Below are 25,300 nucleotides of genomic sequence, written 5' to 3' on the forward strand. Positions count from 1 at the left end.
ATGTGCATGTCATGCAGTACGAGATGCACATCTCGTACTGTTCCACATGTACATCTGGGGATGTACGACATGTACATGTCGTACAACAACCCTTATTGAGATAAGGAGTATCCCTATAATTCAGCACGCAACAGGCGATAGACAGCCGGATGGAGGAAGTAGCGTACATCTTTTCCTTCGGTCAGAGCACGACGGATAAATGTGGAGCTTATTTCGAAGGTAGGAGAGTCGACGATACGGACTGTTCCGGGTAATTCGTCTTTGTTTACGGGATATCCGGGACGTGGATAGATGAGTATTTGGTTCTCTGCAATAATTCGTTCTGGCTCGCGCCAACGGTTGAATGTCAGCCAGTTATCCGAACCAATGATCAGATGGAATTCCCGTTCGGGATAGCTGCTTTTCAGGCAGTCCAATGTGTGGACTGTATACGAGGGGCGGGGAAGATGAAATTCAAAATCAGAAGCACGGAAATGTGGATAGTCTCCGATGGCAAGCTGTACCAATTGGAGGCGCAATTCGTCGGGCCATAAATCAGCTTGCTCTTTCAATGGATTGTGTGGGCTTACTACAAACCAGACCTCATCTAACCCGCAGAATTCACAAAGATAATTAGCTAATGCAAGATGTCCAATGTGTATCGGATTGAAAGAGCCGCTGAATATTCCGGTTTTCAATTTACTCATAATGTCAGAAACTCTCTGATTACTTTCAACGCTTCCGCTTTGGCTGTTTCCAGATCATCGTTGATAATCACTTTATCAAATTTGGGGGCAAAGCCCAATTCATATTCGGCTTTAGCTATACGATGTTCTATGACTTCGGGAGCATCTGTGCCCCGACCCACAAGACGACGACGAAGCTCGTCCACGCAGGGTGGTTGGATAAACAAGGATAAGGCTCGTTCTCCGTAGAATTTCTTTATATTACATCCACCTACGACATCTACATCGAACACTACATTTTGTCCGGCTTCCAATTGTTGTTCCACCTGTGCTTTCAAGGTGCCGTAGTAACGATCCTTGTATACTTCTTCATATTCCAGAAATTCATTGTTCGCAATGCGCTGGCGGAATTCATCCGGAGAGAGGAAGAAGTATTCTACTCCGTGCTTCTCTTCACCACGTGGCGGACGGCTTGTAGCCGAAATGGAGAATGCAAGGTTTAAATCTTGCGTTAGCAGATAATTTATAATTGTAGATTTACCCGAACCCGAAGGAGCGGAAAAAATAATAAGTTTCCCTTTCATACACAATTTGTGTTAGTAAAACAAGGCTTGCCGCACTTCCCCGTGCGGGAAGCACTACATAATGTTAAGTACCTGTTCCTTTATCTGTTCCAGTTCATCTTTCATCTGGACTACAATCTTTTGCATCTCTGCATGATTGGATTTACTACCCAATGTGTTGATTTCACGTCCCATCTCCTGGGCAATAAATCCGAGTTTCTTACCTTGACCGCTACCACTTTCCATGGTACTGATAAAGTATTTCAGATGATTGCTGAGGCGTTGTTTTTCTTCATTGACATCGAGTTTTTCTATATAATAGATAAGCTCTTGTTCCAGGCGGTTTTTATCATAATCCACGCTTAGAGTTTTTTCGAGGGCGTCTGTAATACGTTCCTTGATCTTCTCAACGCGTTCTTTTTCGTATGGAGTAATAGATTCCAGCAGGTGAGAGATATTTGCTATCTTTTCGCGAAACTTCTTTTCCAGTGCTGCACCTTCTTGTTTGCGGAAATCAACCAGATGTTTTATAGCCTCTTCAATAGCGACGTGCACGGTTTCCCATTCTTCTTCAGTCAGTTCTTGTATTTCTGTTTTTGTCATTACGTCCGGCATACGAAGTAGTGTTTGAAACCAATCTACAGGAACCGGAATGCTCAAATTGTCTGCAATATCTTTTATCTGTTTATAATATCCTTCTATCAGCACTTGATTGATAGGCGTAGCACTTTCGGCACTTTCCTTTTTCTCTACCCAAAGGCTAAAATCTACCTTACCGCGTTCCAGCGTCCGTGAGATTTCATTACGGATTTCCATCTCTTTTTCACGGTATGCCGGAGCAATACGAACAGATAAATCCATTGCTTTACTGTTGAGCGATTTAATCTCTACATTTATTTTCTTTTCGGTCAGCTCAGCAGTCGCTTTGCCATATCCCGTCATAGATTGTATCATATAATCAATTGTTTTTTGCAAAAGTACAGGAATATTTTAAGATTATTGCTTCAAAACCGAAAAAATATGGCGATATATCCCTCTGTTATACCTTTTATTGAAGGGGAATGTGTTGTTATATGTGCTATTGAGAAGAACTTTCTTTATAAGCAGTTTCCAGCATATTGTCCAATGAGGAGGTTAGTTCTTTACAATTGTCAGTAATGATACTGGAGTATCGAGCCCGTTTTTCGGAACTTAACGAATCGTCCGTTATCTGTTTGGTGAAGGTGTTAATGTTATCCAATGGTGCACGTACTTCCCGGCAAATGGATTTGACAAAGACTGATTTCATACGTTCACTTTCCTGCGCTTTCCGGGTATGTCGGATTAATTCTTGCTGAAGCTTTTTAGTACGTTGCAGATTAATATAAAAGTAAATACTGAAGAGGATAGAAATGATTACTAATCCTGTAGTACAATAAAATGCAATACTGTGGATATTACTGCTGATTGCTGCTTTTTCCAGTTTAAGTTCGGATGCTTCGTTGGTCACTTGCATTTCACCGATCTGTTGCAACAACTCTTTTCGTACCAATGAGTCTGTTACGTGGAGAGCTCGTTCGTACACCAGGCAGGCTTCTTCCTGCCGTTTTAGCTCTCTCAGTAATCTTGCCTTTTTCTGATAATGGGTAGTATAATTCACGTTGATTGCTTTTCCACTTTCGATAAGGTTTATTACTGAATCACAGAAAGCCAGTGCTTGTTCCTTGCTTTCCAGACTCTCATAATATTGTTGACTGGCCAGGTAGAAATAGAGTTTGTTACGTAAAAGAGCGTCCCCTTTTCCGTCTCTTGCAAATTTACAATATTTAGTGTAATATTCATTTGTTTTTACCTTACCTATAAGCTTATGGCTAAGCATTAATTGTTGATAGCATATCAGATAAGCATTGTCTTTGTAGATATAAGGACGGCGGTTGATAACTTCTTTCTGGGTGAAGTATTCATCCATTCTTTTCAGATATTCCTCTGAGATTCTGATTAGTTTATCGCTGTTTCCGGTGTTTTTGTACGAAAAACTTAGCATGACGTAAATATTGGCTGTGAAGTTCTTACGGGCAGGGAGTGGAAATTCATCTACCAGCCTCCAGGCTTCTTCCCAGTATGGTAATGCTTCGCTAAAGTCAGAACTCTCTGTCAACGAAATAAATAAGTAGCGTATTACTCCTGTGAGAAAGAGTCGGGAAGCTTTCTGATATCTGTTCTCAGAAGGCTTTTGTGCATTGATCTCTTCTTGAATGCGGTCGCAAATTTCTGCCCGCTCATCTCGTGAAGCCATTTGCAGGATTCGTGCTTTATGTGTCATCTTATAATATTCCGGTATACCATCTTCGGTAGAATTTTTCATAAAGCTTTCTGCCTGGTTGAGAATCATCGACAGAGAGTCTCGTTTTTCCGGATTGTTTATCATACCGATTGTGATTGGCCCCAATGATGCAGATAAAGCAAACTTATCATTGACCTGTTGTGCTTCTTTATATAATTCGCGTGCAATAGAAATTTCATCAGGATCAGAGTCGGACAGGTCTAATATATTAATTAATAGTGTGACCCGTTGAGGGGCATCAACGGTATGTTTCAGTACGTTCTGTAAACTATCTTTCAACGTGTTTTCGGCAGATAAAGCGAACGGTGTACAGAAAAGAAAAAGTAATAATATGTAATACTTTGTAGTGTTCATTCTGTTTGGTTGTTTCCCATAGGGATTGTGAAGATGAATTTACTTCCTTTAGACCAGTTCGGATCTATTTTTATGTTTCCATTCATATGCCTTGCAATAAGACGACATAAGTATAGTCCCAATCCGTTACCAAGAGTAAACGTATTCAGCTTGGTGAAACGCTGGAATACATATTCGTGTTTGTCTGTCGAAATGCCACAGCCGGTATCTGTTACATTAATAATGATTTTTTTATTTTCTTTGTCACAACTACAAGATAAACAAATGCTACCTTTTTGGGTGAACTTATTTGCATTGTTCAGTAAGGAGCGTAATAACAATGAGAGGTATTGTGCGTGGGTATGGGCTATGCACTCTTTCGCAGGAAGATCAAGTAAATATTGTATGCCTTCTTTACCTTCTGTCTCTTGTAGAAATTCCATTTCCATACGGCAAATTGAGGTAACTTCTATATCCTCCAGAGGGAGTGCTTCGGTAAGGCTGTCCAGATTGGCTACCTCTATCAGGCTATCGAGTAGTGAGGTCAGTATTCGCGTATTTTCTTGTATGATGTCTTGATATTCTTTTTTATCTTCTAAAGGGGTCGATTCGTCAACTAGTATCTCAGAGAAACCATTTATAGAGTTTAGAGGAGTACGTATCTCATGGCAAATAGAGTTTATGAAAGCAGACTTCATTTGTTCGCTTTCTTGTGCTTTGATGCTTTGCCGGTAAATTTCCTTTTGAAGTTTACGCGTCTTTTTAAGGCTTTTGTAGTAATACATACTGATAGAAACCACTACGATCAAAATACAGCTGGTGAAGATAAATTCTATCAGTCGGTTTTGGGCAGTCAGTACCGTTTTTTCCAGTTTGAGTTTGTCGATATCATTTTTGAGACGTAATGTTTCAACGCGTTCAATATATTCTTTCTTAATTAAAGAATCAGAAACCTGCATCGCACGCTCATAAGCGATACAAGCATCTTCCGGGCGATTGGCACGGCGGAAAAGGTAGGCTTTATTTTTATAGGTTTCCAATACCCGGGTGAATCCGGGGGCATGGTTGGTTTCAATCATGTGGATGAGTGAGTCACAATTAGCAAGGGCTTCATCTACCCGATGCATATTTCCCAGGAAGAGATAAGCAGTTTCAAAAAGATATATTTTGTTCCGGTCCAAAAAATCTTCTTGGGCAGACAGCATATGCTGGCGGAAAAGGTTATAAATCTTGTAGGCTTCTTCGTCGCTGATATACATAGCACCACGTATCAACTGTGTGTAATATCTCACGTATGTATTGTCTTTATAGAGAAAAGGACGTGGATACACTTCCTCTGAAAGTTTGTAGTAAGCTTTACATTCATCAATTACTTGCCAGGTGATTCTTTTTTGGTTCTCGTAATCTTGCTTCTGATTGTAAGCACCACTCAGAAGGGAGTGGATGGAGCCCAAATAATATCTGCGGACATATTCTCCCGGAAAATCCTGTGCTGTCTTCCAGGCTTCTTCCCAAAGTGGAATTTCAGGTACATAGATTTTAGATTTTCCTTGGTCGTTGAGCTCCCACAGTTGCATCAATCCTTCAAGAAACAAACGCTCCACTTTCTGATATTTATCTTCAGTAACTTGCCTGGCTTTTAGCTCTTTACGTATCTTCCGGAAGATTTTTGTACGTTCCTGCTTGCCGGTTGTAGCACCGATTAATCTGTGGTAGATATTCATTCTGAAGAAGGTGGCTGCTCCTTCGGCAGGAGTCCCTTTTTCTATTTCTTCCAGCGTTTTGATATAATAGTTGTGTAAAGAATCCGACCTTTCTTGCTGATTGGCGTACTTGGTGACTATATGAGTTACTGCCACAAAGGTTGCATAGGAATCTTTCGCTTTTTTACCTTCTTCGAACAATTGTCTTGTATATTGTGTTTCAATCACATTTCCTTCATTAATGTCTTTTAGATTGAGAAGCAAATCGATACGTTTATGAGGATTTGTAGTTTGGTTGAGCAATGATTTCAGGCTGTCTCCGCGAATTACCTGGACAGAAATTAAAGGGATACCGGGTTTGTTCTCTTGGAAAGATTGTGCTAGAGAAATGTTAGTCCCCAGACAGCAGAGAAGGGTATATAGGATACAGCGGAGATAGCTCATGTCATGTTTGTTGTTTATTTATGCCTTTTGCTTGTATAAAATAGTCTGCTAAAGTAAGCAAAAAAAACATTTTAACAATGAATTTTAACTGAAATCTGCTTTAATTCATGCTACCGTGTGGTAATCTGAAAATAATCAGTTAAATTTGCGTCAGTTTAATAATCTGAAAATTATGTCGTGTATCTTACATATTGAAACCTCTACCGCAGTGTGTTCGGTAGCGGTGAGTGAAGACGGACAGACGATTTTTGTGCAGGAAGATATGAAAGGTCCTTCACACGCCGTGTCGTTAGGAGTTTTTGTTGATGAGGCTTTGTCGTTTATCGATAGTCATGCAATTCCTTTGGATGCGGTGGCTGTAAGTTGTGGACCAGGGTCGTATACCGGGCTTCGTATCGGGGTTTCAATGGCTAAAGGGATTTGTTATGGGCGTAATATACCGCTGATTGGTATTCCTACACTTGAAGTATTGTGTGTACCGGTATTGTTGTATCATGAGTTACCGGAAAACGCTCTTCTCTGTCCGATGATTGATGCACGCCGTATGGAGGTATATGCAGCTGTTTATGATCGCAGCCTGAATGTGATACGTCCTATTTCTGCGGATATTATCGATGAGAATTCCTATCTTGATATTTTGGATGAACATCCGGTTTATTTCTTTGGTAATGGTGCAGCCAAATGTAGAGAGAAGATAACACATCCGAATGCACATTTTATTGACGATATACATCCTTTGGCTAAGATGATGTTTCCGCTTGCCGAGAAAGCTGTAGCAAAAGAGGATTATAAAGATGTAGCCTATTTTGAGCCTTTTTATTTGAAAGAGTTTGTTGCTTCCCTTCCTAAAAAGGTATTGTAACAAGTGCTTTGTTCCTATTTTTAACTTTTAATTTTTAATTATTATTTTATGCAGTATAACACCCAACAGAAGAGAATGCCCCTTCCCGAATATGGGCGAAGTATCCAGAATATGGTAGATCATGCACTTACTATCCAAGATCCGGCCGAACGCCAACGTTGTGCAAATACTATCATCAATATTATGGGAAATATGTTTCCTCATCTAAGAGATGTACCCGATTTTAAACATAAACTGTGGGATCATTTGGCTATTATGGCCAACTTCAAGTTGGATATTAAATATCCATACGAGATCATCCGCGAGGAGAACTTAGGGACAAAACCGGAACCTATCCCTTATCCAAGTACTAAAATTCGCTATCGCCATTACGGACGTACGCTTGAGATACTTATTAATAAAGCATGTGAATTTCCGGAAGGAGATGAAAAGAAAAATCTGATCGCTCTTATTTGTAACCATATGAAGAAAGATTATATGGCCTGGAATAAGGATACGGTAGATGATCGTAAGATTGCTGAGGATCTGTCTGAACTTTCCGGTGGAAAACTACAGATGGATGATGATATTGTTCGTTTGATGGCAGAGCGTCTGGCACAGAACTATCGTCCGAAAACGAATTATACCAATAACCGGAATAATAATCAGAGAAGAAAATATTGATTAAGTAGTAAGTAGCTAGTAGTAAGTCGCTAGAATCCATGTGGCGTGTTGTTTGAGCTACCGACTACTAAAATCTGACTATTAACTACTTACTACTGAATTCCAGCTACTAGCTACTAAATTCTAACTACTAATCATATGGCTTCATTTGTAATCGAAGGAGGGCACAAACTGTGTGGAGAGATTCATCCGCAGGGTGCTAAAAACGAAGTGTTGCAGATTATCTGCGCTACATTGCTTACTGCTGAGGAAGTAATAGTAAATAACATTCCCGACATTTTGGACGTTAATAATCTTATTCAGCTGATGAGAGATATGGGGGTGACAGTTGCAAAGCAAGGTGTTGATACGTATAGTTTCAAAGCTGAAAATGTAGATATGGCCTATTTGGAAAGTGATGAGTTTCTGAAGAAATGTTCCAGCCTGCGGGGATCTGTGATGCTGATAGGGCCTATGGTAGCTCGTTTTGGTAAAGCTATGATTTCCAAACCCGGTGGTGATAAGATTGGTCGTCGCCGTTTGGATACCCACTTTATCGGTATTCAGAGTCTGGGAGCTGATTTCAGATACAACGACGAACGTGGTGTTTATGAAATTACTGCAGATAACCTGCATGGTACTTACATGTTGTTGGATGAAGCTTCCGTAACCGGAACTGCCAACATTGTGATGGCTGCTGTTCTGGCGAAAGGAACCACTACCATTTACAACGCTGCCTGTGAACCTTATTTACAACAGCTCTGTAAGATGCTCAACCGGATGGGGGCTAAGATCAGTGGTATTGCATCTAATCTTCTGACTATTGAAGGGGTGGAAGAGTTGCATGGCACACAACATACAGTACTGCCTGATATGATTGAGGTAGGTAGTTTTATCGGTATGGCGGCTATGACAAAGAGTGAAATCACTATAAAGAACGTCTCTTACGAAAACCTGGGTATTATTCCTGAAAGTTTTCGTCGTCTTGGTATTAAACTGGAACAGCGTGGAGATGATATTTATGTTCCTGCACAGGAAAACTTCCAGATAGAATCATTTATTGACGGTTCTATTATGACTATTGCCGATGCGCCCTGGCCCGGACTTACCCCCGACTTGCTTAGTGTACTGCTTGTAGTAGCCACACAAGCCAAGGGAAGTGTGCTGATACATCAGAAGATGTTTGAAAGCCGCCTGTTCTTTGTAGATAAACTGATAGATATGGGAGCGCAGATAATACTTTGTGATCCGCACCGTGCTGTTGTAATCGGACATAATCACGGTTTCAAATTGCGTGGTGGTAATATGACTTCACCTGATATTCGTGCCGGTATTGCTTTGCTGATTGCTGCAATGAGTGCCGAAGGGATTAGTCGTATTCATAATATAGAGCAGATAGATCGTGGTTACCAGAATATTGAGGGTCGGTTGAATGCTATTGGTGCGCGAATTACACGAATATGATAAGAAAAGAAGAAGTATATAAAATAGGATTTTTTAATAAACCTCATGGTATACATGGTGAGTTGTCGTTCACTTTTACAGATGACATCTTCGACCGTGTTGATTGTGACTACTTTATTTGTCTGCTCGACGGTATTTTTGTTCCTTTTTTTATAGAAGAGTACCGTTTTCGTTCTGACTCCACAGCTTTGGTGAAACTTGAAGGAGTAGATACTGCCGAGCGTGCCCGTATGTTTACCAATGTAGATGTATATTTCCCTATAGAGCATGTGAACGAAGCGGAACCGGGAGAACTCTCCTGGGATTTCTTTGTTGGTTTCCGTATGAAGGATGACACTCACGGCGATTTGGGAGAAGTGACAGATGTAGACACATCTACTGTTAACACGCTTTTTGTGGTAGAACGTCCGGATGGTGAAGAACTGTTGGTACCTGCACAGGAAGAGTTTATTAAAGGTATTGATCAGGAACGGAAACTCATTGTGGTTGATTTGCCCGAAGGGTTACTGAATCTTGATGAACTTGAAGAAGAATGAATCAGTGTTAATCTGTGTAATCAGTAGTAGAAAGAATTAGCGAAATGCTTACATTTGTACGCAATACGATAAAATAATGCCAAAGAAGAAACGCAGTAAAGCCTTTTGGAACAATATAAAGTTCAAGTATAAACTCACTATTATCAACGAGAATACACTCGAAGAGGTGGTGGGGATTCGTGTATCAAAATTGAATGGTCTTTCTGTTTTGCTTTCTGTGTTGACTATTCTTTTTTTGATTGCTGCCATTATTATTGCTTTCACTCCTTTGCGCAACTATCTTCCCGGATATATGAATAGTGAGGTTCGTAACCAGATAGTGGCTAACGCTTTACGTGTGGATTCTCTGCAACAACTGGTAGAACGGCAGAATCTGTATATTATGAATATTCAGGATATCTTTAGCGGAAAAGTCCGTGTTGACTCCGTACAAAGTATGGATACACTGACAACTTTGCGTAAGGACTCTCTGATGGAACGTACCAAACGTGAAGAGGAATTCCGCCGCCAGTATGAGGAAGCAGAGAAGTACAACCTTACCTCTATCACTTCGCAGCCTAATGTGAACGGACTGATTTTTTATCGTCCTACGCGTGGTATGATTTCTGCTCACTTCGATGCTGAGAAGAAGCACTACGGAACGGATATAGCTGCCAATCCCAACGAGAGTGTACTCGCTACGTTGGATGGTACGGTTATTCTGAGTACCTATACAGCCGAAACCGGTTATTTGATAGAAGTACAGCACAATCAGGACTTCGTCTCTATATATAAACATTGTGGTTCATTATTGAAACGTGAAGGTGATAAGGTACAGGCAGGAGAAGCCATTGCCTTGGTTGGAAATAGTGGAACACTTACTACAGGTCCTCATTTGCATTTTGAATTGTGGAATAAAGGACGTCCGGTGAATCCCGAAAAGTACATTGTATTCTAAATCATGAATAAAGAGATTAAAAAGAAACAAATAGCTATACTGGGCTCTACAGGCTCTATTGGTACGCAAGCTCTACAGGTGATTGAAGAACATCCCGAATTGTATGAGGTATATGCCCTGACAGCCAATAATAAAGTAGATATGCTTATAGCCCAGGCACGAAAGTTTCAGCCTGAGGCCGTAGTTATAGCTAACGAAGAGAAATATGATCAACTGAAAGAGGCACTGAGCGAATTACCTATTAAAGTATATGCCGGTGTCGAAGCCTTGTGTCAGATTGTAGAGTCCGGACCCATAGATATTGTGTTGACCGCTATGGTGGGATATGCTGGTCTGAAACCTACGATTAATGCTATTCGTGCCCGCAAGGCCATTGCTTTGGCAAACAAGGAAACGCTGGTTGTTGCCGGAGAATTAATTAATGTATTGGCGCAGCAATACCGTACTCCTATTTTACCTGTAGACTCGGAACATTCAGCAGTCTTTCAATGTCTTTCCGGTGAGGTGGGAAACCCTATTGAAAAAGTAATACTGACTGCTTCTGGTGGTCCGTTTCGTACCTATACTCTGGAACAGTTGCAAACTGTCACCAAAGTACAGGCGTTGAAGCATCCTAACTGGGAGATGGGGGCTAAGATTACAATCGACTCTGCTTCTATGATGAATAAAGGTTTTGAGGTGATTGAAGCTAAATGGTTGTTCGGTGTGCAGCCAAGTCAGATAGAAGTGGTGGTGCATCCTCAATCAGTTATTCACTCGATGGTGCAGTTTGAAGATGGTGCTGTAAAGGCACAATTAGGTATGCCTGATATGCGTTTGCCTATTCAGTATGCATTTTCTTATCCCGACCGCGTTGCTTCTTCGTTTGATCGTTTGGATTTTGCCAAGTGTACCAGTCTCACCTTTGAACAGCCTGATACCAAACGTTTCCGCAATCTGGCTCTGGCTTATGAAGCTATGTATCGCGGAGGCAATATGCCTTGTATCGTTAATGCCGCCAATGAAGTGGTGGTTGCTGCTTTTCTGCGTGATGAGATAGGCTTCCTTGCAATGAGTAATGTAATAGAGCAGACGATGGAACGTGCTTCGTTCGTACAGGTTCCTACGTATGATGACTATGTGGCAACTGATGCCGAAGCCCGCCGCATAGCCACTGAACTAATAGTAAATAGTAAATAGTAAAATTGTAAATAAACCGATGGAAACATTCTTAATCCGTGCCCTCCAGTTGATAATGAGCCTTTCGTTGCTTGTTATTATACACGAAGGGGGACATTTTCTCTTTGCCCGTCTATTCAAAGTGCGGGTCGAAAAGTTTTGTTTATTCTTTGATCCCTGGTTCACTCTTTTCAAGTTTAAGCCAAAGAAGAGTGATACAGAATATGCCGTAGGCTGGTTGCCTTTGGGTGGTTATGTCAAGATCTCCGGGATGATAGACGAGTCAATGGATACTGATCAGATGAAACAGCCTGAACAACCATGGGAGTTTCGCTCTAAACCGGCTTGGCAACGATTGTTGATAATGGTAGGTGGCGTATTGTTCAATTTCCTGTTGGCATTGTTCATCTATTCTATGATTCTTTTCACCTGGGGTGATCAATATATTAAAATTCAGGAAGCACCGTTGGGTATGCAGTTCAATGAGACTGCTAAGGCTGTAGGTTTTCAGGATGGTGATGTGCTGTTATCAGCTGATGGTGTGGAGTTTCTGCGTTATGATGCTGATGTGTTGAGCCAGGTTGCTGATGCACGTGAAGTGACTGTACTTCGTGGAGGACAGAAAGCTTCAGTTTATATTCCCGAAGATATGATGCAGCGTTTGATGGCTGATAGTGTGCGTTTTGCTTCTTTCCGAGTGCCTTATGTGGTAGATAGTATAATAGCTAATTCACATGCAGCTCAGGCTGGCCTTATGCCGGGTGATAGTATTATAGCACTTGATGGCAAACCTGTTTCTTATTTTGATTATCTTGAAGAGATGGCGGCACGTAAACAGAAGGCATCAACTTTGAGTAACGATACTGTAGATCTGCATCAGATCACGTTGACTTATGTTCGTGCCGGAGAGATGGATACTGTAACTTTAGGTACAGATTCTGCTTTCCGTATCGGTGTTTATGCACAGCCTATGAATCGGGTGATGCCGATGGTTACTAAGGAATATGGCTTCTTTGAATCTTTCCCTGCCGGTGTGCACTTAGGAGTGAAAACATTGAAAGGCTATGTTGGCAATATGAAATATCTCTTCTCAAAAGAAGGAGCTAAGCAGTTGGGTGGTTTCGGAACAATCGGAAGTATTTTCCCCGCTACCTGGGACTGGCATCAGTTCTGGTATATGACGGCATTTCTCTCTATTATTCTTGCCTTTATGAATATTTTGCCTATCCCTGCATTAGATGGCGGACATGTATTATTCCTTTTCTACGAAATCATTGCGCGTCGCAAACCGAGTGATAAGTTTATGGAGTATGCACAGATGGTAGGTATGTTCCTGCTTTTCGGATTGTTGATATGGGCTAACTTTAATGATATATTGAGATTCTTCTTTTAAGATAATTTCAGTACAGAACATATAGGAGGTACAGAGGATTATATTATAAAACCTCTGTACCTTCTTTTTATTTATAAGCTCTTATTAATCCCTTTCTAAAATAAGGTGGAGTGAGTAACCGGATATTATTCAGGAATATCATCACCCCTTTTGAAGGAGTGATTTTGAATTTTTTTTCGGAAAGCCATTCATAGAATTGATCATAGTCTCCGGCTTTGTGATAAGTGCATAAAGCTATCTTTAGCGGGATGGTGTTCAGATGATTTTCCATTCCATTCAGAACGGTCTGTTCTGCTCCTTCCACATCTATCTTGATAAAATCGGGTCGGTGAGCATATGTTGTACAAAACGTATCGATGCTTATATTTTCTTCATCATTATGATCTGATACATATTGGGGAAATATGGTTATCTTTTCTGCCCATGGTGCGAAGGTAGCTTCGAGTGCTTCTACCCATTCCCGGTCTTTTTCAAATAAGACTGCATGGCTGACTTTCTCTATATTTGAAAGTACAAATATGCCTTCTGCACTCCCGATATCGAATAGAACTTCTTTATTTTCTACCTTAAATTTGCTATCCGTATAACAGTGAGGAGAATCGGGGTCCTGTTCCGTGATAAGTCCACAGTAGCAGAATCTTACGGTTGTAGGATTATAAGATCGTTTAAAATAGAGTTTTTTCTTTTCGTGCATAACATAAAGTAATCCGTTTTTAGGATCTTTGTACACTGCTATATTTTTACTGTCGTATTTCTCAATAAAAGGAGAAAGGAAAGTACATAGTGTATGTTGCTTCATGTATGAAAGTGCTTTGTTTATTTCATCGTCTTCAGAAGGATGTGTTGAATAATATACGCAGATTTCCTGCTTCATATTCTTGAGGGTTTGTTTCCAGAAGTAATTATTATAAGTACATTTTACTTTGTAACTGAGTTTGTTAAGTAGAGTCATAGATGTTGTTTTACTTGATTTTACAAATAACGACTTTTTCTGGTATAATTTAGATAGTAATTATATATGTTTTATTGATAATTATTCTATTTATAGAGAATTTTATGTAGATAACCATAATTGTTTAGTTTGTATAGAGTTATGATTCTTCTTCTTTTGTAGTTGTCTTTATACGAAAAAAGGCCTTGTTTATTATTCTTGCAGTTGCTTTGATCGTTGTCATAGGTCGGATTTTGTTTTTACGGCATTGATGCCAAATCTCAGATTGTACAATGAGTTCTTCTTTTTGATGAAGATCAAGCACTTATACACTGTCTCATAGGAGGATAAGACTTATCTTTGCCCTAAATATAACATCGAGTATTATGGTAAAGAACATCGTATTTGACTTTGGGGGTGTCATTGCTGACATAGATCGTGATAAAGCGGTTCAAGCCTTTATTAAGTTAGGACTGAAAGATGCAGAAACACGTTTGGATAAGTATCATCAGACTGGTATTTTCCAGGAGCTGGAAGAGGGTAAACTGACAGCAGAAGGATTTCGGGATAAGCTGGGAGAGTTGTGCAGACGTGAGCTGACAATGGAGGAGACCAGACAGGCATGGCTGGGATTCTTCACGGGGGTAGATATACGCAAGCTTGATTATATGCTGGAACTCAGAAAGTCTTATCATGTATATATTTTAAGTAATACGAACCCCTATGTAATGTCGTGGGCATGCAGTCCCGGATTTTCTTCTCAGGGAAAGCCTTTGACGGATTATTGTGATAAATTGTATCTGTCTTATCAGATAGGTTGCACTAAGCCTGAACCAGAAATATTTAACTATATGTTGAAAGATAGTGGTATGCTTCCTTCCGAAACACTTTTTGTTGACGATGGAGCTTCGAATATATATATCGGCAAAGAATTTGGGCTACATACTTATCAACCGGAGAATGGTATGGACTGGCGGAAAGAATTGTCACAGCTGTTAGCGGGTCTGTAAAGTACCGGTATGTGAGAACTACTTTGCCTGCATGCAGAGTACGCCTTGGCTGTATGTACGCCGGGCGTATCCTGCATGCAGGCAATATATATACTCTGTGTATCGCTTTTGTTGAGGTATATGGAGGAAATACATGATATTACTTTACTGTTGAAGGTTGAGAAATCCGTAATCCGCTGATAATAGCTGCTACCACTGCAAATCCACTTCCTACGAGCAAGCAGACGGAAGTACTCTTTTCATGTGCTATGAAGCTGAATAGCAATGCAACAAGTGTTGTTCCGAATGTTTGTCCCAATAACCTTGCCATTCCCAACATTCCGCTGGCTCCTCCCGACCGTGCGGTAGGTGCGGAGGATATGATCGTGCTGTTATTGGGTGTTTGAAACAGACCGAAGCCTGCACCACATAGTGCCAATCGCCAGATAATGCTGAGATCGGTTGATTCTGCGGTGAGTGTAGACAGTGAAAAGAGTCCGGTTGCGAAAAGTATCATACCGATACTTCCCAGGATTCCCGGATGGATGCGTTCAACAAGGTATCCAGCTGTAGGTGCGGTAATCAGAGTGGCAATAGGCCATGGGGTCAGTAGTAAACCAGTCATGACCTCACTGTGTCCCAACGTGTTTTGCAGGAAAAAAGGCAGGGAAACCATCGCCAGCATCTGTGCGGTAAACGAACAGATGGAAGTGCTGATGGATAAAGTGAAAATGGGTATTTTTAGTAAATCCAACGGCAAAAGCGGAGAGGATTGTCCCAATTGCCGGCGAACGTAGTAGATGCCTACTATAACCAATATAACTATCTGAATGACAATGTAGTCCATTCGCTCGTGGTGAGCAAATCCGTCCATTGTATAGATAAGTAGCCCGAATGTAACTGCGTTGGTAATAGCACTTTTTATATCAAACTTACGTTTGGAACGTTCTTCTTTCCGGGGTAGATATTTGTGTCCGAGTATCAGGGCTGTTAATCCTAAAGGTATGTTGATGGCAAATAGCCAGTGCCATGAACTGACGGCAAGTATGGCGCTTGCTATGGAAGGTCCTGCAGCTGCGGATATGGCAACTACCATTGCATTGATTCCCATTCCGCGTCCAATCTGGTTGCGTGGATAGATGGTACGTAATTGGGCTGTGTTCACGCTGGTAATGGCAGAAGCACTGAATCCCTGAAAGATACGTGCAAGTGTCAGTGTCCAGAATGAAGTAGACAGTGCGCAGATTAATGAGGTGATGCAAAAGAGCGCTATTCCCGAGAGATAAACACGTCGGTATCCGTATATTTCTCCCAACGAAGAAAAAGATAATAATGAAATTACGATTGCCAGCTGGTATCCGTTCATAATCCATGTGATAACGGAAGGAGATACATCGAAGTCGTGTGAAAGAGTGGGCAACACGATATTTACAATATTAATATCAAGTACCGACATACAAAGCGCAAAAGATATGGCTACTACCGCCCATATCCGTCGCGGAAGGGGCAGACCGTCTGTTTCTTCTTTGTCAGAAGCTTTTGGAGTAAGTGTTTGGTTCATAAACGAAAAATGCTTTAGTCTTGCCAATTAAACAAAACAAAAACATTTTCAGTTGTTGTGGTCAGTTGAATATAAGTTTTTTTAGCGGTGCAGGCGAATCACCCGTTGGTTGCTACTTCCTCTGAATTCCAGATGAGGCGAATAGAGTGCTTGTATGAAACGCCCTTCTACAAGCACATCAATATAAGGTAAGGCTGCTGCTAACCGGGGCTGTGCCTGTATCTCTTCATAGGTATATCCGGTGTAACACCAGATGTTTTGCCGGGTTTCTTCCTTTATCCGTTTCACTAATAAGAGAAAAGCTTCAGGATTGAAAAACGGATCACCTCCCGAGAAGGTTACTCCATCCAATAGTGGATTCGCTTTTATTTCACGGATCATATCCATGATTCGTTCTTCTGTCAGCTCTTCACCGGCACATGGGTTCCAGCTCTCCGGGTTGTGACATCCCGGACAACAATGGCGGCATCCTGCCAGATAAATGGAGTACCGGATGCCTTCACCATCTACTATCGTTTCCGGATAAGTGTATAGTAAGTTGAGAGTCTTCATTTGATTTAATTGAAAATGGAAAATTGAAAGTTGAAAATGGAAAATTAGTTGCGTGCGTTGTCATGCTGAATAGTAATTTTTCATTTTCAACTTTCAATTTTCAACTCTACAAGTGTTTCACTCTGTCTTTTTCTTCCGCCCGCTTGGCTGAATTCCATGAACTTAAATCACCTGTCAGATAGCCGGTGATGCGGCGCATACGCAAAATATTCTCACTTCGGCATACTGGGCATTTGTCATAAATGACTCCTTTGTATCCACAGTTGTGACAGGTATCTACGGGATGATTAATGGAGCCATAGCCGATACCTTCGTCATACATAACCTTTACGATTTTAGCGATAGCACGTATATTCTTCTGTGCTTCACCATCCAGTTCTACATAAGTGATGTGTCCTCCGCGTGTAATGGCATGGAAGGGGGCCTCACGTTTAATTTTTTCTACGATGCTGATAGGCTCTTTTACATCTACATGGAAAGAGTTTACGTAGTAATCATTATCAGTTACCCCTTCAATTTTACCATATTTACGGCGGTCCATCCGGGTGAAACGTCCGGAAAGGCCTTCGGCTGGAGTTGCCAGCACAGAATAGTTAAGGTTATATTTAGCTTTATATTCGTCTACTACTTTATTCATTTCCATCACAGTCTCATACAAAGTATTCCATGCTTTATCGCTGTGACCATGTCCTTTGCCATAGAGTGCTACCATGGCATTGTGTCCGCCGATGAAGCCAATACCCAGTGTACCGCTGCGCAATACATCGCCTACCTCTTCATTTGGATTCAGGCTACCGCCTCCTTTCCATACGTTATTACCCATCATAAATGGGAACTGACGTGCCAGTGCAGTACGTTGATATTGATATCGGGCGTAAAGCTGATCTGCCACCAGAGTGGCCATTTCACGTACTGATTCCAGGAAAATCTCTTTGGCTTTCATCTCGATGGCATCCGTATTGCGCTTGTCTTCAATGATGCTTTCCGCTTTAATGCGTGCCTCAATAGCCAGACGGGGCATATTCAAAGTGGTGAATGAGAGATTTCCGCGTCCTAATGAAGACTTTTCTCCGGCAACGTTTTCAAATACACGTGTACGGCAGCCCATTGTTGCCAATTCATAGCGATAACGTTTCGGATCGTTGGCATCCCATTTTTCGTTTTGGTTGAACGGTGCATCCAGGAACATGAAATTGGGGAACAGTGCCTTGGCTGTTGTACGACAGGCTTTCAGAAAAAGATCGAAGTTGGGAGCACTGAAGGTCATGCGCCCTTCCTCTGCTGCTTCAAAATCACTCATTGCCTTTTGATAATCTTCTTCTGAGTAAGATACTCCGTTTTTCACCTTAAATATTTGAATGGGAAATACAGGTACTTCTCCGCGGGTACCGAGCCCTTCGATAGTGGCTGTCAGTAGTTCTTCAATCACCATACGTCCTTCGGCGGAAGTATCTGTTCCGTAATTTATAGAACTGAATACCACCTGGTTGCCTCCACGCGAATGCATTGTGTTGAGGTTATGGATAAAGCCTTCCATAGCTTGGTGCGTATCTTTACGAGTCTGAAAGTAGGCTTTCTCTATGATCCGTGCCAGATGTTCTTTGTCTATATTGATCTGCAAGGCAGTCAGTGCCATACGTAGTGTTTCGCGTTCCAGTTCGCTGGTTTTGATAGAAGGAAGGTGTTCTTCTATTAATGCGCGGATCGCTTTTTCTTCTACAGCTGTGTTACTTTCCATTGCAACGTAGAAACTGATGAATGAACTCAGATGTTTGCGGAATGACTTACTTACTCCCTTCGCCATGAAGAAGTCGAATGCAGGGATTGCTTGTCCGCCATGCTGCTCATTCTGGTTGGTCTGGAAGATGATAGTGGCGAGTGTTGCATAGCTTTGTATGCTTTGTGGAGTACGGATACTTCCGTTCTTGGTACGGAACCCACGTTCGAAGAGATCGTCCATATCATACTGAATACAAGTCGTCGTCTTTGTCGGATAATAATCCAGATCGTGGATGTGAATGTCGCCCAACTGATGTGCTTCTGCAAAACGTTTGGGTAACAGGTATTTATACGTATAGTCTTTGGTCACTTCAGATGCAAAAGTCATCATCTGACCAGCCGGTGTGTGACTACTCATATTTGCATTACTCAAATTTATATCGTTCTTGTCAATGGCTACAATACCATCCATTACGTGTTTCATTTGAGTTTTTTTATCACGTTCCGTATTACGCCATTCGCGGTAGATAATGTACTTTTTGGCTACTTCGGGCCGTACTTTCATCAATTCTTTTTCTACCAGATCCTGAATCTCTTCTACAGTAATAGTGGGATTGGAAAAACGGCTGATGACATTCATGGTAATGTCAGCCACGAGCTGCTGCTCTTCGGTGATGCCGGAGGCATTGAACGCTTTGGTTATAGCGTTCTTAATTTTACTAATAGAGAAATCTTCTCTTTTACCATCACGTTTGATGATACAAATTTCAGCGTAGTTCATAACTTTAATTCCCGAAAGCTTTGTTCAGTTGACAGTGGACAATTGACAATTGACAGTTTTTGGCTGACCAAAAGGCAGTTGATGTTTGACAACTGAGTGGTTAATAAAAAAAATAGGCGGCAATTAAAATCGGATAAACAGTAATCGCTCACTGCCAACTGTCAATTGTCAATTGTCAACTGTCCATTGTTAATTGTCCATTGGTTCCGGCCGGTCTTCTGACTTATCCCTCCTTCGCACGCCTTCCCATGTATAAAGCACAGTGGCATAATGTGCGGATTCTCAGAGAATTACAGCAGCGGGTACTGTCGCCGATTTGCACAGCGTTCCCTTGTGACTAAACCTCTTTTTAGTTCCGGAACCGGGACAAAGATAAGAGATTTACTTATAGGTATAAAGGCTTTTAACATTAAATTTCGGGAAACTTTTCTTTCTTCCTGATACAGAAAGTTTTCCAAAACGGAAAACTTTTAAGATTTATAAGATTGTCCAGATTGCTATAATATGCCCTACGCTACCTCCCAGGCAGAAGAGATGAAATACTGAATGCATATAAGGTTTACGAAGAGAATAGAATACTGCGCCGATGATGTAAGAAGCACCTCCACCTATCAACCACCAGAAAGCAGGTGAGGCTCCTATCTCCGAAAGACAGTTCATTAATGGTTTCAGGGCTATTAGGATGGAAGCACCCATTCCAATGTAACAACATGTTTCGAGATTACTGTGTTCTTTCAGTTTCTTGAAACTCAGAATAAAACCTGCAAGTGCAGAGAGCCATACGAAGGTGAAGATTCCCCATCCCCATCCGCCGGCATGCCGCATCACTAATAGTGTGAATGGGGTGTAAGTGCCTGCGATATGCAGGTAGATAGCTCCGTGATCAAATTTACGTAACAATTCTTTTCTCGGTCCCGGCCTGGAAGCATGATACCAGGTTGAACTGATATAGGACGATAACATACCTGCCAGATAGACTGTAATGCAGGTAACTGCCCAGTTCGGCTCACTACCGGTAGCTGCTTTTACCAGCAGGAAGTATCCTGCTACAACTCCCAGCAAAATTCCGGCAGCATGACTGAGTGTATTAGCGAGTTCTTCGCCATGAGTATATCGATGATTATCCAATGCTGTACATTTTTAGCTTTCGGCCGTAAAGGTACTCTATTTTTCTAAAACATTTTCCTGTGGCAGTTTAAAAATGGATAATAAGAGCACTTGTTCATATCTGAAAAGAAACGAGCGAAACTCACCACAGAGTAACACAGAGTTCCACAGAGTTTAAATCTTTCTTGAAACGCAGAAACGCAGATTTTCGCAAAGGGGAACAAATGTATGATAAAGAACTACAGTTTTTTAATTTGCGTTCATCTGTGTTAATCCGCGTTTCATCAGATAAATACTACTCTGTGGAACTCTGTGTTACTCTGTGGTGAAATACACTCAAAACCGTACAGTAACGAAGGTTATGGGTATATCTTTTCGGTAGCGGAAGTGTCCCTAAACGACATCGTCACCGTTGCCCGGTGTCGTACTTTGTTTTTCTCAGAAAGGAACGTTCCTTTTCCCGGTGAGCAGTATTGTTTTACATGTACATGTTTCACTGCTCCACATGTACATGTCGTACTGTCCCACATGTACATGTCGTACTGCTTTACATGTACATCTAAAACAACGTTGCCCACCGAGGCATCATACGTTCCTCTATGAGACAGAGCTTTATTGATACCGGAAAAAGAAACTGATGGTAATGACAAACACCATTTTGCACAAAATAGATTCTAATGAACTAAACTCACCATAGAATCACAGAATTTCACAGAGTTTCAATTAACCATCGCTTGGCGCACCTCCCTGTGCGGGAAGCACCTCTTTTTTTAAGATAATCTTACTATTGTATTGTCCTGCTATCTGCTTGCGAAATTCAAGAAAATCTTTATAAGATTCTTTAGGGTAAACGCCTTTGTGCATTAATAAACGGTGTACAATATATATTACCTTACCCTTCACCTGTAAAGAAGAGCTAAAGGTGCCGAATTTGTTTTTCGCTTTATAGCTTTTGGGAAGAGATTCTATGGCATATCCTTCCGGTATCTGCAAAAGAATACTGTCTGTATCCAGATAACCGTAGTTGATATGAACGTCCTGAATACGTTGTTTGAGTTCGGGCGTGGTGAAACCCTTACGAAAGATATTGGCAGGAATAAATAGTCGGTTGCCTGTCTTATTTCCATATTGCTCGGTATCCACCACGTATTGCAGATCAATCTGGGGGATTGCATCTTTTTTCTCGGTTATCTGTACATCACTTATGTTTGCCTGTACCAGATTGATATTAGAGCGCAAATGATCTTTTTGTCGGGCGGGGTCAAGTCGGGTAATGCCTATCATGCTTTCATATTGGAAAAGACAGGAGGTTTCACAAGCCTTTACTTTGGCCCCTCCGGTGGGGGTAAGCGTGATTCGGGCAATTGTTGTTTGTGTATTAAGTGAATCGGGATAGGAGGGTAACCGGTAAAGTTTACCTCCGTCCGGTGTAACGAGGAGAGCATCGTGTCCGGCAATGTCACTGTGTATATATCCAAAAGGTAATTGCGGATTGGTACACTCCAGCCAAAGCGTATCTCCGGGGAGTGGAACTTGCAGGATGACATGGTTCATCTGATTGGCACTGGAAAAGTCGGGCAGTAACCGTTCATTATCCGTGCTGATGGCAGTATATACAGAAGAGATTCCCAGCTCATTTAGCATAGCACGGGTGTAGTTGGATAATCCTTTGCAGTCGCCGAAACCTGCACGGCAGACATCAGCTGCTGCAATGGGCTGCAATCCTCCGATACCTAACTGGATACTCACATAGCGCGTTGTGGTAGCCAGGTAGTTATAGATGGCTTGTACCTTTTCGCGGGGAGTTGTACAATGGACTGTTAATTCGTGCAGTTTTGTTTTTATAGGTTCGGCCAGTTGGTCACGTCCCGTAAGTAAGCCGTTTTGCCATGCACCGTATGATTGCCAGGTACTCATATCTCCTTGTGTGCCATCAAAGGTAAATTGCCCTGGCGAAAAATAAATCCGGGGGATACGCTCGGATAGTGATGCACCGAATGGTTCATATTCGAGGGCGGCTATCGGTCCCATAGATACCTCTGTGAGGGTGTTTCCATCCGGCATTGTTTTTTGTGTAACATTTGCCTGAGTATTGATTGTCCGGTAACGGGTAATCATATTTTGAGGAGTCCGGAGGCTATATACAGCCTTCACTACCGATTGATTGTACATTTTTTGAGGAACAAAATTCGGATAGGCTATTAGCCCATCTTTGCATTTCACTTCCCATTCATATTTTATCGTAAGCGGATAGCGTGGGAGGTTACACTCGTAATAATAGGTATAGTCATCACTGGTTAGCCCCGAAGAGTATTCGGTCATTTGTAAATCCGATTTCTTAATTTTACGGATGACCTTACCGGTCGGGTCTGTAATCTCTCCGGAGAATTTTCGCAGAGAACGAAACTTGTCACACATGCAGAAGAAGTGTGCAGCATCCCGTCCCTTTTCATTAAGAATGGTGATAGTATAACTTTCTTTTTGCAGAGCACTTGTAGCCGATTCGCAGATGATCTCTGTGGAGGCATTTTGTACAACGGAGTAGGCGTCACGAGTAATGTCTACCTGCGCCCGCATGGCAAATGGTACAAGCAAGAGTAACAGAATACTACTGTATAATTTGTTTCTTGTCATGATCGCTTTACAATTTTTTTAGTACTACTGTTTCATTATTCTTTTCTGCTATTACTTTCCAGAAGTGATGTAGCCCGGGATACTCCGTTGGTAGATAAAGCAATTTGTTGGAATTGAAGATGTAATTGATTATTAGCTTATTGCCTTGTACGGCAATATTGTAACGACACATGCCTTGGCCGTCTTCTGTTTTTACCTGTAGTGCCTCCGGCAGTTCATCTACTACATATCCTTCGGGTATGGTCAGATTAACGGACAATGTGATTTGTTCTGCATGGGGATATTCCACAGGAAGCTTTCGTTCGGTTTGAGTGAAGGGATTCTTTTCTGTGTGCAGAAATACAAGCGGATTCAAATAAATGAAGTTATCGTTAACGGTAGCCTGTTTTTCAAATATGATAGTCTCTTTGACCTGCGGAGAGAATTTGTTGATACCTTGTGCATTGAATACACTTATTTTCACGTCTTCTTTCGATGCCAGTCCGTTTACAAATTCGGTACTGTCTTTGGCTGTCTGATATTTTTTTCTGAAGGCAGAGGCATATTGTCCCATATAGCTTGTGTTACGGCTACCGTATATTTTGCCATCCGGACTGATTACTGCACTTACCATGGAGCGTAATTGATTTTTACAGGTTTGACTCAAATCGACCCATCTGCTTTGGCGGCCTCCTATTATTGCCCGTGCCCGGTTTACCATTAGCACGGGAGGGAGTACATTCAGGTAGCCATTGGTTACTGAACCATCCAGATAGACAAGTGTACTGTCTGTGTTGGCTATACCTACAATGAAGGTGTTCAGTTTCTGTATGGTAGGGTGTGCATAAGGAAGTATTCCCATGCTGCGACGGCTCATAACTATCGGGAAAGAGGGAATACCCGCATCCTTGAGCATGCTCATTAGGATGAAGTTGATTTCGGCATTGTTGCCTATACCTTCTTTTACTGTTTTTTTACTTTTACCTCCATAAAGTGCATATTCTTCATTCCAGGATATTTTCTTCTTCAATAAAGTATAAATAGCAGCTATTTTATCTTCGTTACTTTTTAAGTTATCTAAGTTTAAGGCAGCCATTTCTTCCCGATATGGATTCTGTATTTTAAGTTGTCCGCCAAATTCACTGTCATTCAGTAATGCTTCATCTATGTTCTCCCAGGTTTGGGTAAATGATTTATAGAGTGCTCCCGGAAAATCAAGCCCACCCAGTTCAAGATTGACCTGTGTACCGTAATCTTCTACGCACCAGACGTAATTATCGTCATGCAGGCCCGGTAGCTTGTTACCTTTGAAACACAAATGCCGGCCGTTACATTGAAATACTTGTCCTCCGATAACGAGATTGACGCCAACTGTTTCGTCCTCGGTTTGCAGTCGCTCTGTTCCGTGCATGTCCAAATTAAATTTGAAATATTCGGGCACGGTGATATCATATTCTGTATAATGAACAGGAATAGACTGTTGGGCACTCCAGTTATTTATATGGAAATAGAAGTCAGATAATATCTTATATCTGTATTCAATGACGGTTCCCGGTTTTACGTTAGGAACAGAGAATTTGACTTGCATGTATTTGTCATTGAGCCGTTCTTTGAAGATGAATTCCCGTTTCATCTTCGTACGTACTGTTTTACCTTCCTCTATATTATAGGCGAAGGCATCTATCTGACTTACTATCTCTTTCATGGAACTTCCTTTCTTATCTTCATAATAAGGTATAACAACATCGGCAAAAGAGGTTCCCTCTGGTTTGAGTACTTTGATTTTAGTTTCATAAATGTAGTTGATCCGGAAGTCATTGTTGACAACATCATAGAAAACATTCGTCTTCTTGCAGAGTACTACAGCTGCGGCCGTGGTGTCCGGTTCATAAACTGTCATTTTGAGTTCTTCATCCGATGGTTTTCCGAATTTCGTATTAACCTCCGGGACCGTTGTCTCTTGTCCACAAATACCGCTTGTTATGAAACAGGCGATAACAATGAATAGTGTGCGCTTCATTTCT

The 25,300-nt window shown here is 41.4% G+C and carries 20 protein-coding genes and 1 riboswitch; of the genes, 8 read left to right on the top strand and 12 right to left on the bottom strand.

From position 1 onward, the window contains the following. Window positions 1-113 precede the first annotated feature (113 nt). From nadD to VCM39_RS04855, 5 genes are all read right to left on the bottom strand, one after another. Window positions 114-686, bottom strand: a complete 573-nt coding sequence (gene nadD, locus VCM39_RS04835; RefSeq protein ID WP_221649572.1) for a nicotinate (nicotinamide) nucleotide adenylyltransferase — start codon at window positions 684-686, stop codon at window positions 114-116. Beyond that, a complete protein-coding gene (gene gmk / locus VCM39_RS04840; RefSeq protein WP_221649573.1) occupies window positions 683-1,249 on the bottom strand; it encodes a guanylate kinase in 567 nt (188 codons plus the stop codon). Before gmk ends, nadD begins: the two co-directional genes overlap by 4 nt. A gap of 54 nt (window positions 1,250-1,303) precedes the next feature. Beyond that, on the bottom strand, window positions 1,304-2,182 hold the full coding sequence (locus tag VCM39_RS04845; RefSeq protein ID WP_221649574.1) for a YicC/YloC family endoribonuclease: 879 nt from the start codon (window positions 2,180-2,182) through the stop codon (window positions 1,304-1,306). Between the two features lie 124 nt (window positions 2,183-2,306). After that, on the bottom strand, window positions 2,307-3,905 hold the full coding sequence (locus VCM39_RS04850) for a histidine kinase (protein ID WP_221649575.1): 1,599 nt from the start codon (window positions 3,903-3,905) through the stop codon (window positions 2,307-2,309). Further along, complete coding sequence (locus tag VCM39_RS04855) at window positions 3,902-6,031, bottom strand: HAMP domain-containing sensor histidine kinase (protein WP_322933128.1); 2,130 nt, start codon at window positions 6,029-6,031, stop codon at window positions 3,902-3,904. The genes VCM39_RS04850 and VCM39_RS04855 overlap by 4 nt, the downstream gene beginning before the upstream one ends. 172 nt (window positions 6,032-6,203) lie before the next feature. Here VCM39_RS04855 and tsaB point away from each other — a divergent pair, with 172 nt between their 5' ends. The 7 genes from tsaB (at window position 6,204) to rseP (ending at window position 13,023) form a co-directional block, all read left to right on the top strand. Next, the gene (tsaB, locus tag VCM39_RS04860) at window positions 6,204-6,893 is read left to right on the top strand and encodes a tRNA (adenosine(37)-N6)-threonylcarbamoyltransferase complex dimerization subunit type 1 TsaB (RefSeq protein ID WP_289293158.1); all 690 of its coding nucleotides are present in this window, start codon (window positions 6,204-6,206) and stop codon (window positions 6,891-6,893) included. A gap of 48 nt (window positions 6,894-6,941) precedes the next feature. Then, window positions 6,942-7,556: a DUF4290 domain-containing protein gene (locus VCM39_RS04865; RefSeq protein ID WP_221649578.1), complete on the top strand. Its 615-nt coding sequence runs from the start codon at window positions 6,942-6,944 to the stop codon at window positions 7,554-7,556. Window positions 7,557-7,694: 138 nt separating this feature from the next. Beyond that, window positions 7,695-8,999 (top strand): UDP-N-acetylglucosamine 1-carboxyvinyltransferase, encoded by a 1,305-nt coding sequence (gene murA, locus VCM39_RS04870; protein ID WP_221649579.1) that lies wholly within the window; start codon window positions 7,695-7,697, stop codon window positions 8,997-8,999. After that, window positions 8,996-9,535, top strand: coding sequence for a ribosome maturation factor RimM (gene rimM / locus VCM39_RS04875; protein WP_221649580.1), 540 nt, complete (start codon window positions 8,996-8,998; stop codon window positions 9,533-9,535). The genes murA and rimM overlap by 4 nt, the downstream gene beginning before the upstream one ends. 76 nt (window positions 9,536-9,611) lie before the next feature. Next, window positions 9,612-10,472, top strand: coding sequence for a M23 family metallopeptidase (locus VCM39_RS04880; protein ID WP_002562453.1), 861 nt, complete (start codon window positions 9,612-9,614; stop codon window positions 10,470-10,472). 3 nt (window positions 10,473-10,475) lie between these two features. After that, window positions 10,476-11,651: a 1-deoxy-D-xylulose-5-phosphate reductoisomerase gene (locus VCM39_RS04885; protein WP_322933127.1), complete on the top strand. Its 1,176-nt coding sequence runs from the start codon at window positions 10,476-10,478 to the stop codon at window positions 11,649-11,651. A gap of 19 nt (window positions 11,652-11,670) precedes the next feature. Next, entirely contained in the window at window positions 11,671-13,023 is a 1,353-nt protein-coding gene (gene rseP / locus VCM39_RS04890) for an RIP metalloprotease RseP (RefSeq protein WP_221649582.1), read from the top strand. 67 nt (window positions 13,024-13,090) lie between these two features. Here rseP and VCM39_RS04895 read toward each other — a convergent pair whose 3' ends face one another. Continuing rightward, window positions 13,091-13,975 carry an FkbM family methyltransferase gene (locus tag VCM39_RS04895; RefSeq protein WP_002562450.1) on the bottom strand — a complete coding sequence of 295 codons (885 nt, stop codon included), beginning with the start codon at window positions 13,973-13,975 and terminating at the stop codon, window positions 13,091-13,093. A gap of 365 nt (window positions 13,976-14,340) precedes the next feature. Between VCM39_RS04895 and VCM39_RS04900 the strand changes: the two genes are divergently transcribed. Beyond that, entirely contained in the window at window positions 14,341-14,964 is a 624-nt protein-coding gene (locus VCM39_RS04900) for an HAD family hydrolase (protein WP_221649583.1), read from the top strand. Window positions 14,965-15,103: 139 nt separating this feature from the next. Here the strand turns inward: VCM39_RS04900 and VCM39_RS04905 are convergent, their stop codons facing one another. The 6 genes from VCM39_RS04905 to VCM39_RS04930 form a co-directional block, all read right to left on the bottom strand. After that, the gene (locus VCM39_RS04905) at window positions 15,104-16,504 is read right to left on the bottom strand and encodes an MFS transporter (protein ID WP_221649584.1); all 1,401 of its coding nucleotides are present in this window, start codon (window positions 16,502-16,504) and stop codon (window positions 15,104-15,106) included. Window positions 16,505-16,585: 81 nt separating this feature from the next. Next, complete coding sequence (nrdG, locus tag VCM39_RS04910) at window positions 16,586-17,056, bottom strand: anaerobic ribonucleoside-triphosphate reductase activating protein (protein ID WP_221649585.1); 471 nt, start codon at window positions 17,054-17,056, stop codon at window positions 16,586-16,588. Between the two features lie 106 nt (window positions 17,057-17,162). Next, the gene (locus VCM39_RS04915) at window positions 17,163-19,556 is read right to left on the bottom strand and encodes an anaerobic ribonucleoside triphosphate reductase (RefSeq protein WP_221649586.1); all 2,394 of its coding nucleotides are present in this window, start codon (window positions 19,554-19,556) and stop codon (window positions 17,163-17,165) included. Between the two features lie 190 nt (window positions 19,557-19,746). Continuing rightward, a riboswitch (cobalamin riboswitch) is annotated at window positions 19,747-19,931 on the bottom strand. Window positions 19,932-20,033: 102 nt separating this feature from the next. Further along, complete coding sequence (gene trhA / locus VCM39_RS04920) at window positions 20,034-20,684, bottom strand: PAQR family membrane homeostasis protein TrhA (protein WP_289293162.1); 651 nt, start codon at window positions 20,682-20,684, stop codon at window positions 20,034-20,036. A 702-nt stretch (window positions 20,685-21,386) separates the two neighbouring features. Then, window positions 21,387-23,297: a DUF3857 domain-containing protein gene (locus tag VCM39_RS04925; protein ID WP_289293110.1), complete on the bottom strand. Its 1,911-nt coding sequence runs from the start codon at window positions 23,295-23,297 to the stop codon at window positions 21,387-21,389. Window positions 23,298-23,304: 7 nt separating this feature from the next. After that, entirely contained in the window at window positions 23,305-25,296 is a 1,992-nt protein-coding gene (locus VCM39_RS04930; protein ID WP_322933126.1) for a DUF3857 domain-containing protein, read from the bottom strand. Window positions 25,297-25,300: the final 4 nt, after the last annotated feature.

The sequence above is a fragment of the Bacteroides mucinivorans genome (genome assembly GCF_034654355.2).
In the GTDB taxonomy this organism is placed as follows: domain Bacteria; phylum Bacteroidota; class Bacteroidia; order Bacteroidales; family Bacteroidaceae; genus Bacteroides; species Bacteroides nordii.

Coding starts and splice junctions, on each gene's coding strand:
- VCM39_RS04865 (WP_221649578.1), top strand. CDS start 6,942: ATGCAGTATAACACCCAACAGAAGAGAATGCCCCTTCCCGAATATGGG.
- VCM39_RS04895 (WP_002562450.1), bottom strand. CDS start 13,975: ATGACTCTACTTAACAAACTCAGTTACAAAGTAAAATGTACTTATAAT.
- VCM39_RS04845 (WP_221649574.1), bottom strand. CDS start 2,182: ATGATACAATCTATGACGGGATATGGCAAAGCGACTGCTGAGCTGACC.
- VCM39_RS04930 (WP_322933126.1), bottom strand. CDS start 25,296: ATGAAGCGCACACTATTCATTGTTATCGCCTGTTTCATAACAAGCGGT.
- VCM39_RS04885 (WP_322933127.1), top strand. CDS start 10,476: ATGAATAAAGAGATTAAAAAGAAACAAATAGCTATACTGGGCTCTACA.
- VCM39_RS04855 (WP_322933128.1), bottom strand. CDS start 6,031: ATGAGCTATCTCCGCTGTATCCTATATACCCTTCTCTGCTGTCTGGGG.
- rseP (WP_221649582.1), top strand. CDS start 11,671: ATGGAAACATTCTTAATCCGTGCCCTCCAGTTGATAATGAGCCTTTCG.
- rimM (WP_221649580.1), top strand. CDS start 8,996: ATGATAAGAAAAGAAGAAGTATATAAAATAGGATTTTTTAATAAACCT.
- gmk (WP_221649573.1), bottom strand. CDS start 1,249: ATGAAAGGGAAACTTATTATTTTTTCCGCTCCTTCGGGTTCGGGTAAA.
- VCM39_RS04905 (WP_221649584.1), bottom strand. CDS start 16,504: ATGAACCAAACACTTACTCCAAAAGCTTCTGACAAAGAAGAAACAGAC.
- VCM39_RS04925 (WP_289293110.1), bottom strand. CDS start 23,297: ATGACAAGAAACAAATTATACAGTAGTATTCTGTTACTCTTGCTTGTA.
- VCM39_RS04915 (WP_221649586.1), bottom strand. CDS start 19,556: ATGAACTACGCTGAAATTTGTATCATCAAACGTGATGGTAAAAGAGAA.
- tsaB (WP_289293158.1), top strand. CDS start 6,204: ATGTCGTGTATCTTACATATTGAAACCTCTACCGCAGTGTGTTCGGTA.
- VCM39_RS04880 (WP_002562453.1), top strand. CDS start 9,612: ATGCCAAAGAAGAAACGCAGTAAAGCCTTTTGGAACAATATAAAGTTC.
- nadD (WP_221649572.1), bottom strand. CDS start 686: ATGAGTAAATTGAAAACCGGAATATTCAGCGGCTCTTTCAATCCGATA.
- nrdG (WP_221649585.1), bottom strand. CDS start 17,056: ATGAAGACTCTCAACTTACTATACACTTATCCGGAAACGATAGTAGAT.
- VCM39_RS04900 (WP_221649583.1), top strand. CDS start 14,341: ATGGTAAAGAACATCGTATTTGACTTTGGGGGTGTCATTGCTGACATA.
- VCM39_RS04850 (WP_221649575.1), bottom strand. CDS start 3,905: ATGAACACTACAAAGTATTACATATTATTACTTTTTCTTTTCTGTACA.
- murA (WP_221649579.1), top strand. CDS start 7,695: ATGGCTTCATTTGTAATCGAAGGAGGGCACAAACTGTGTGGAGAGATT.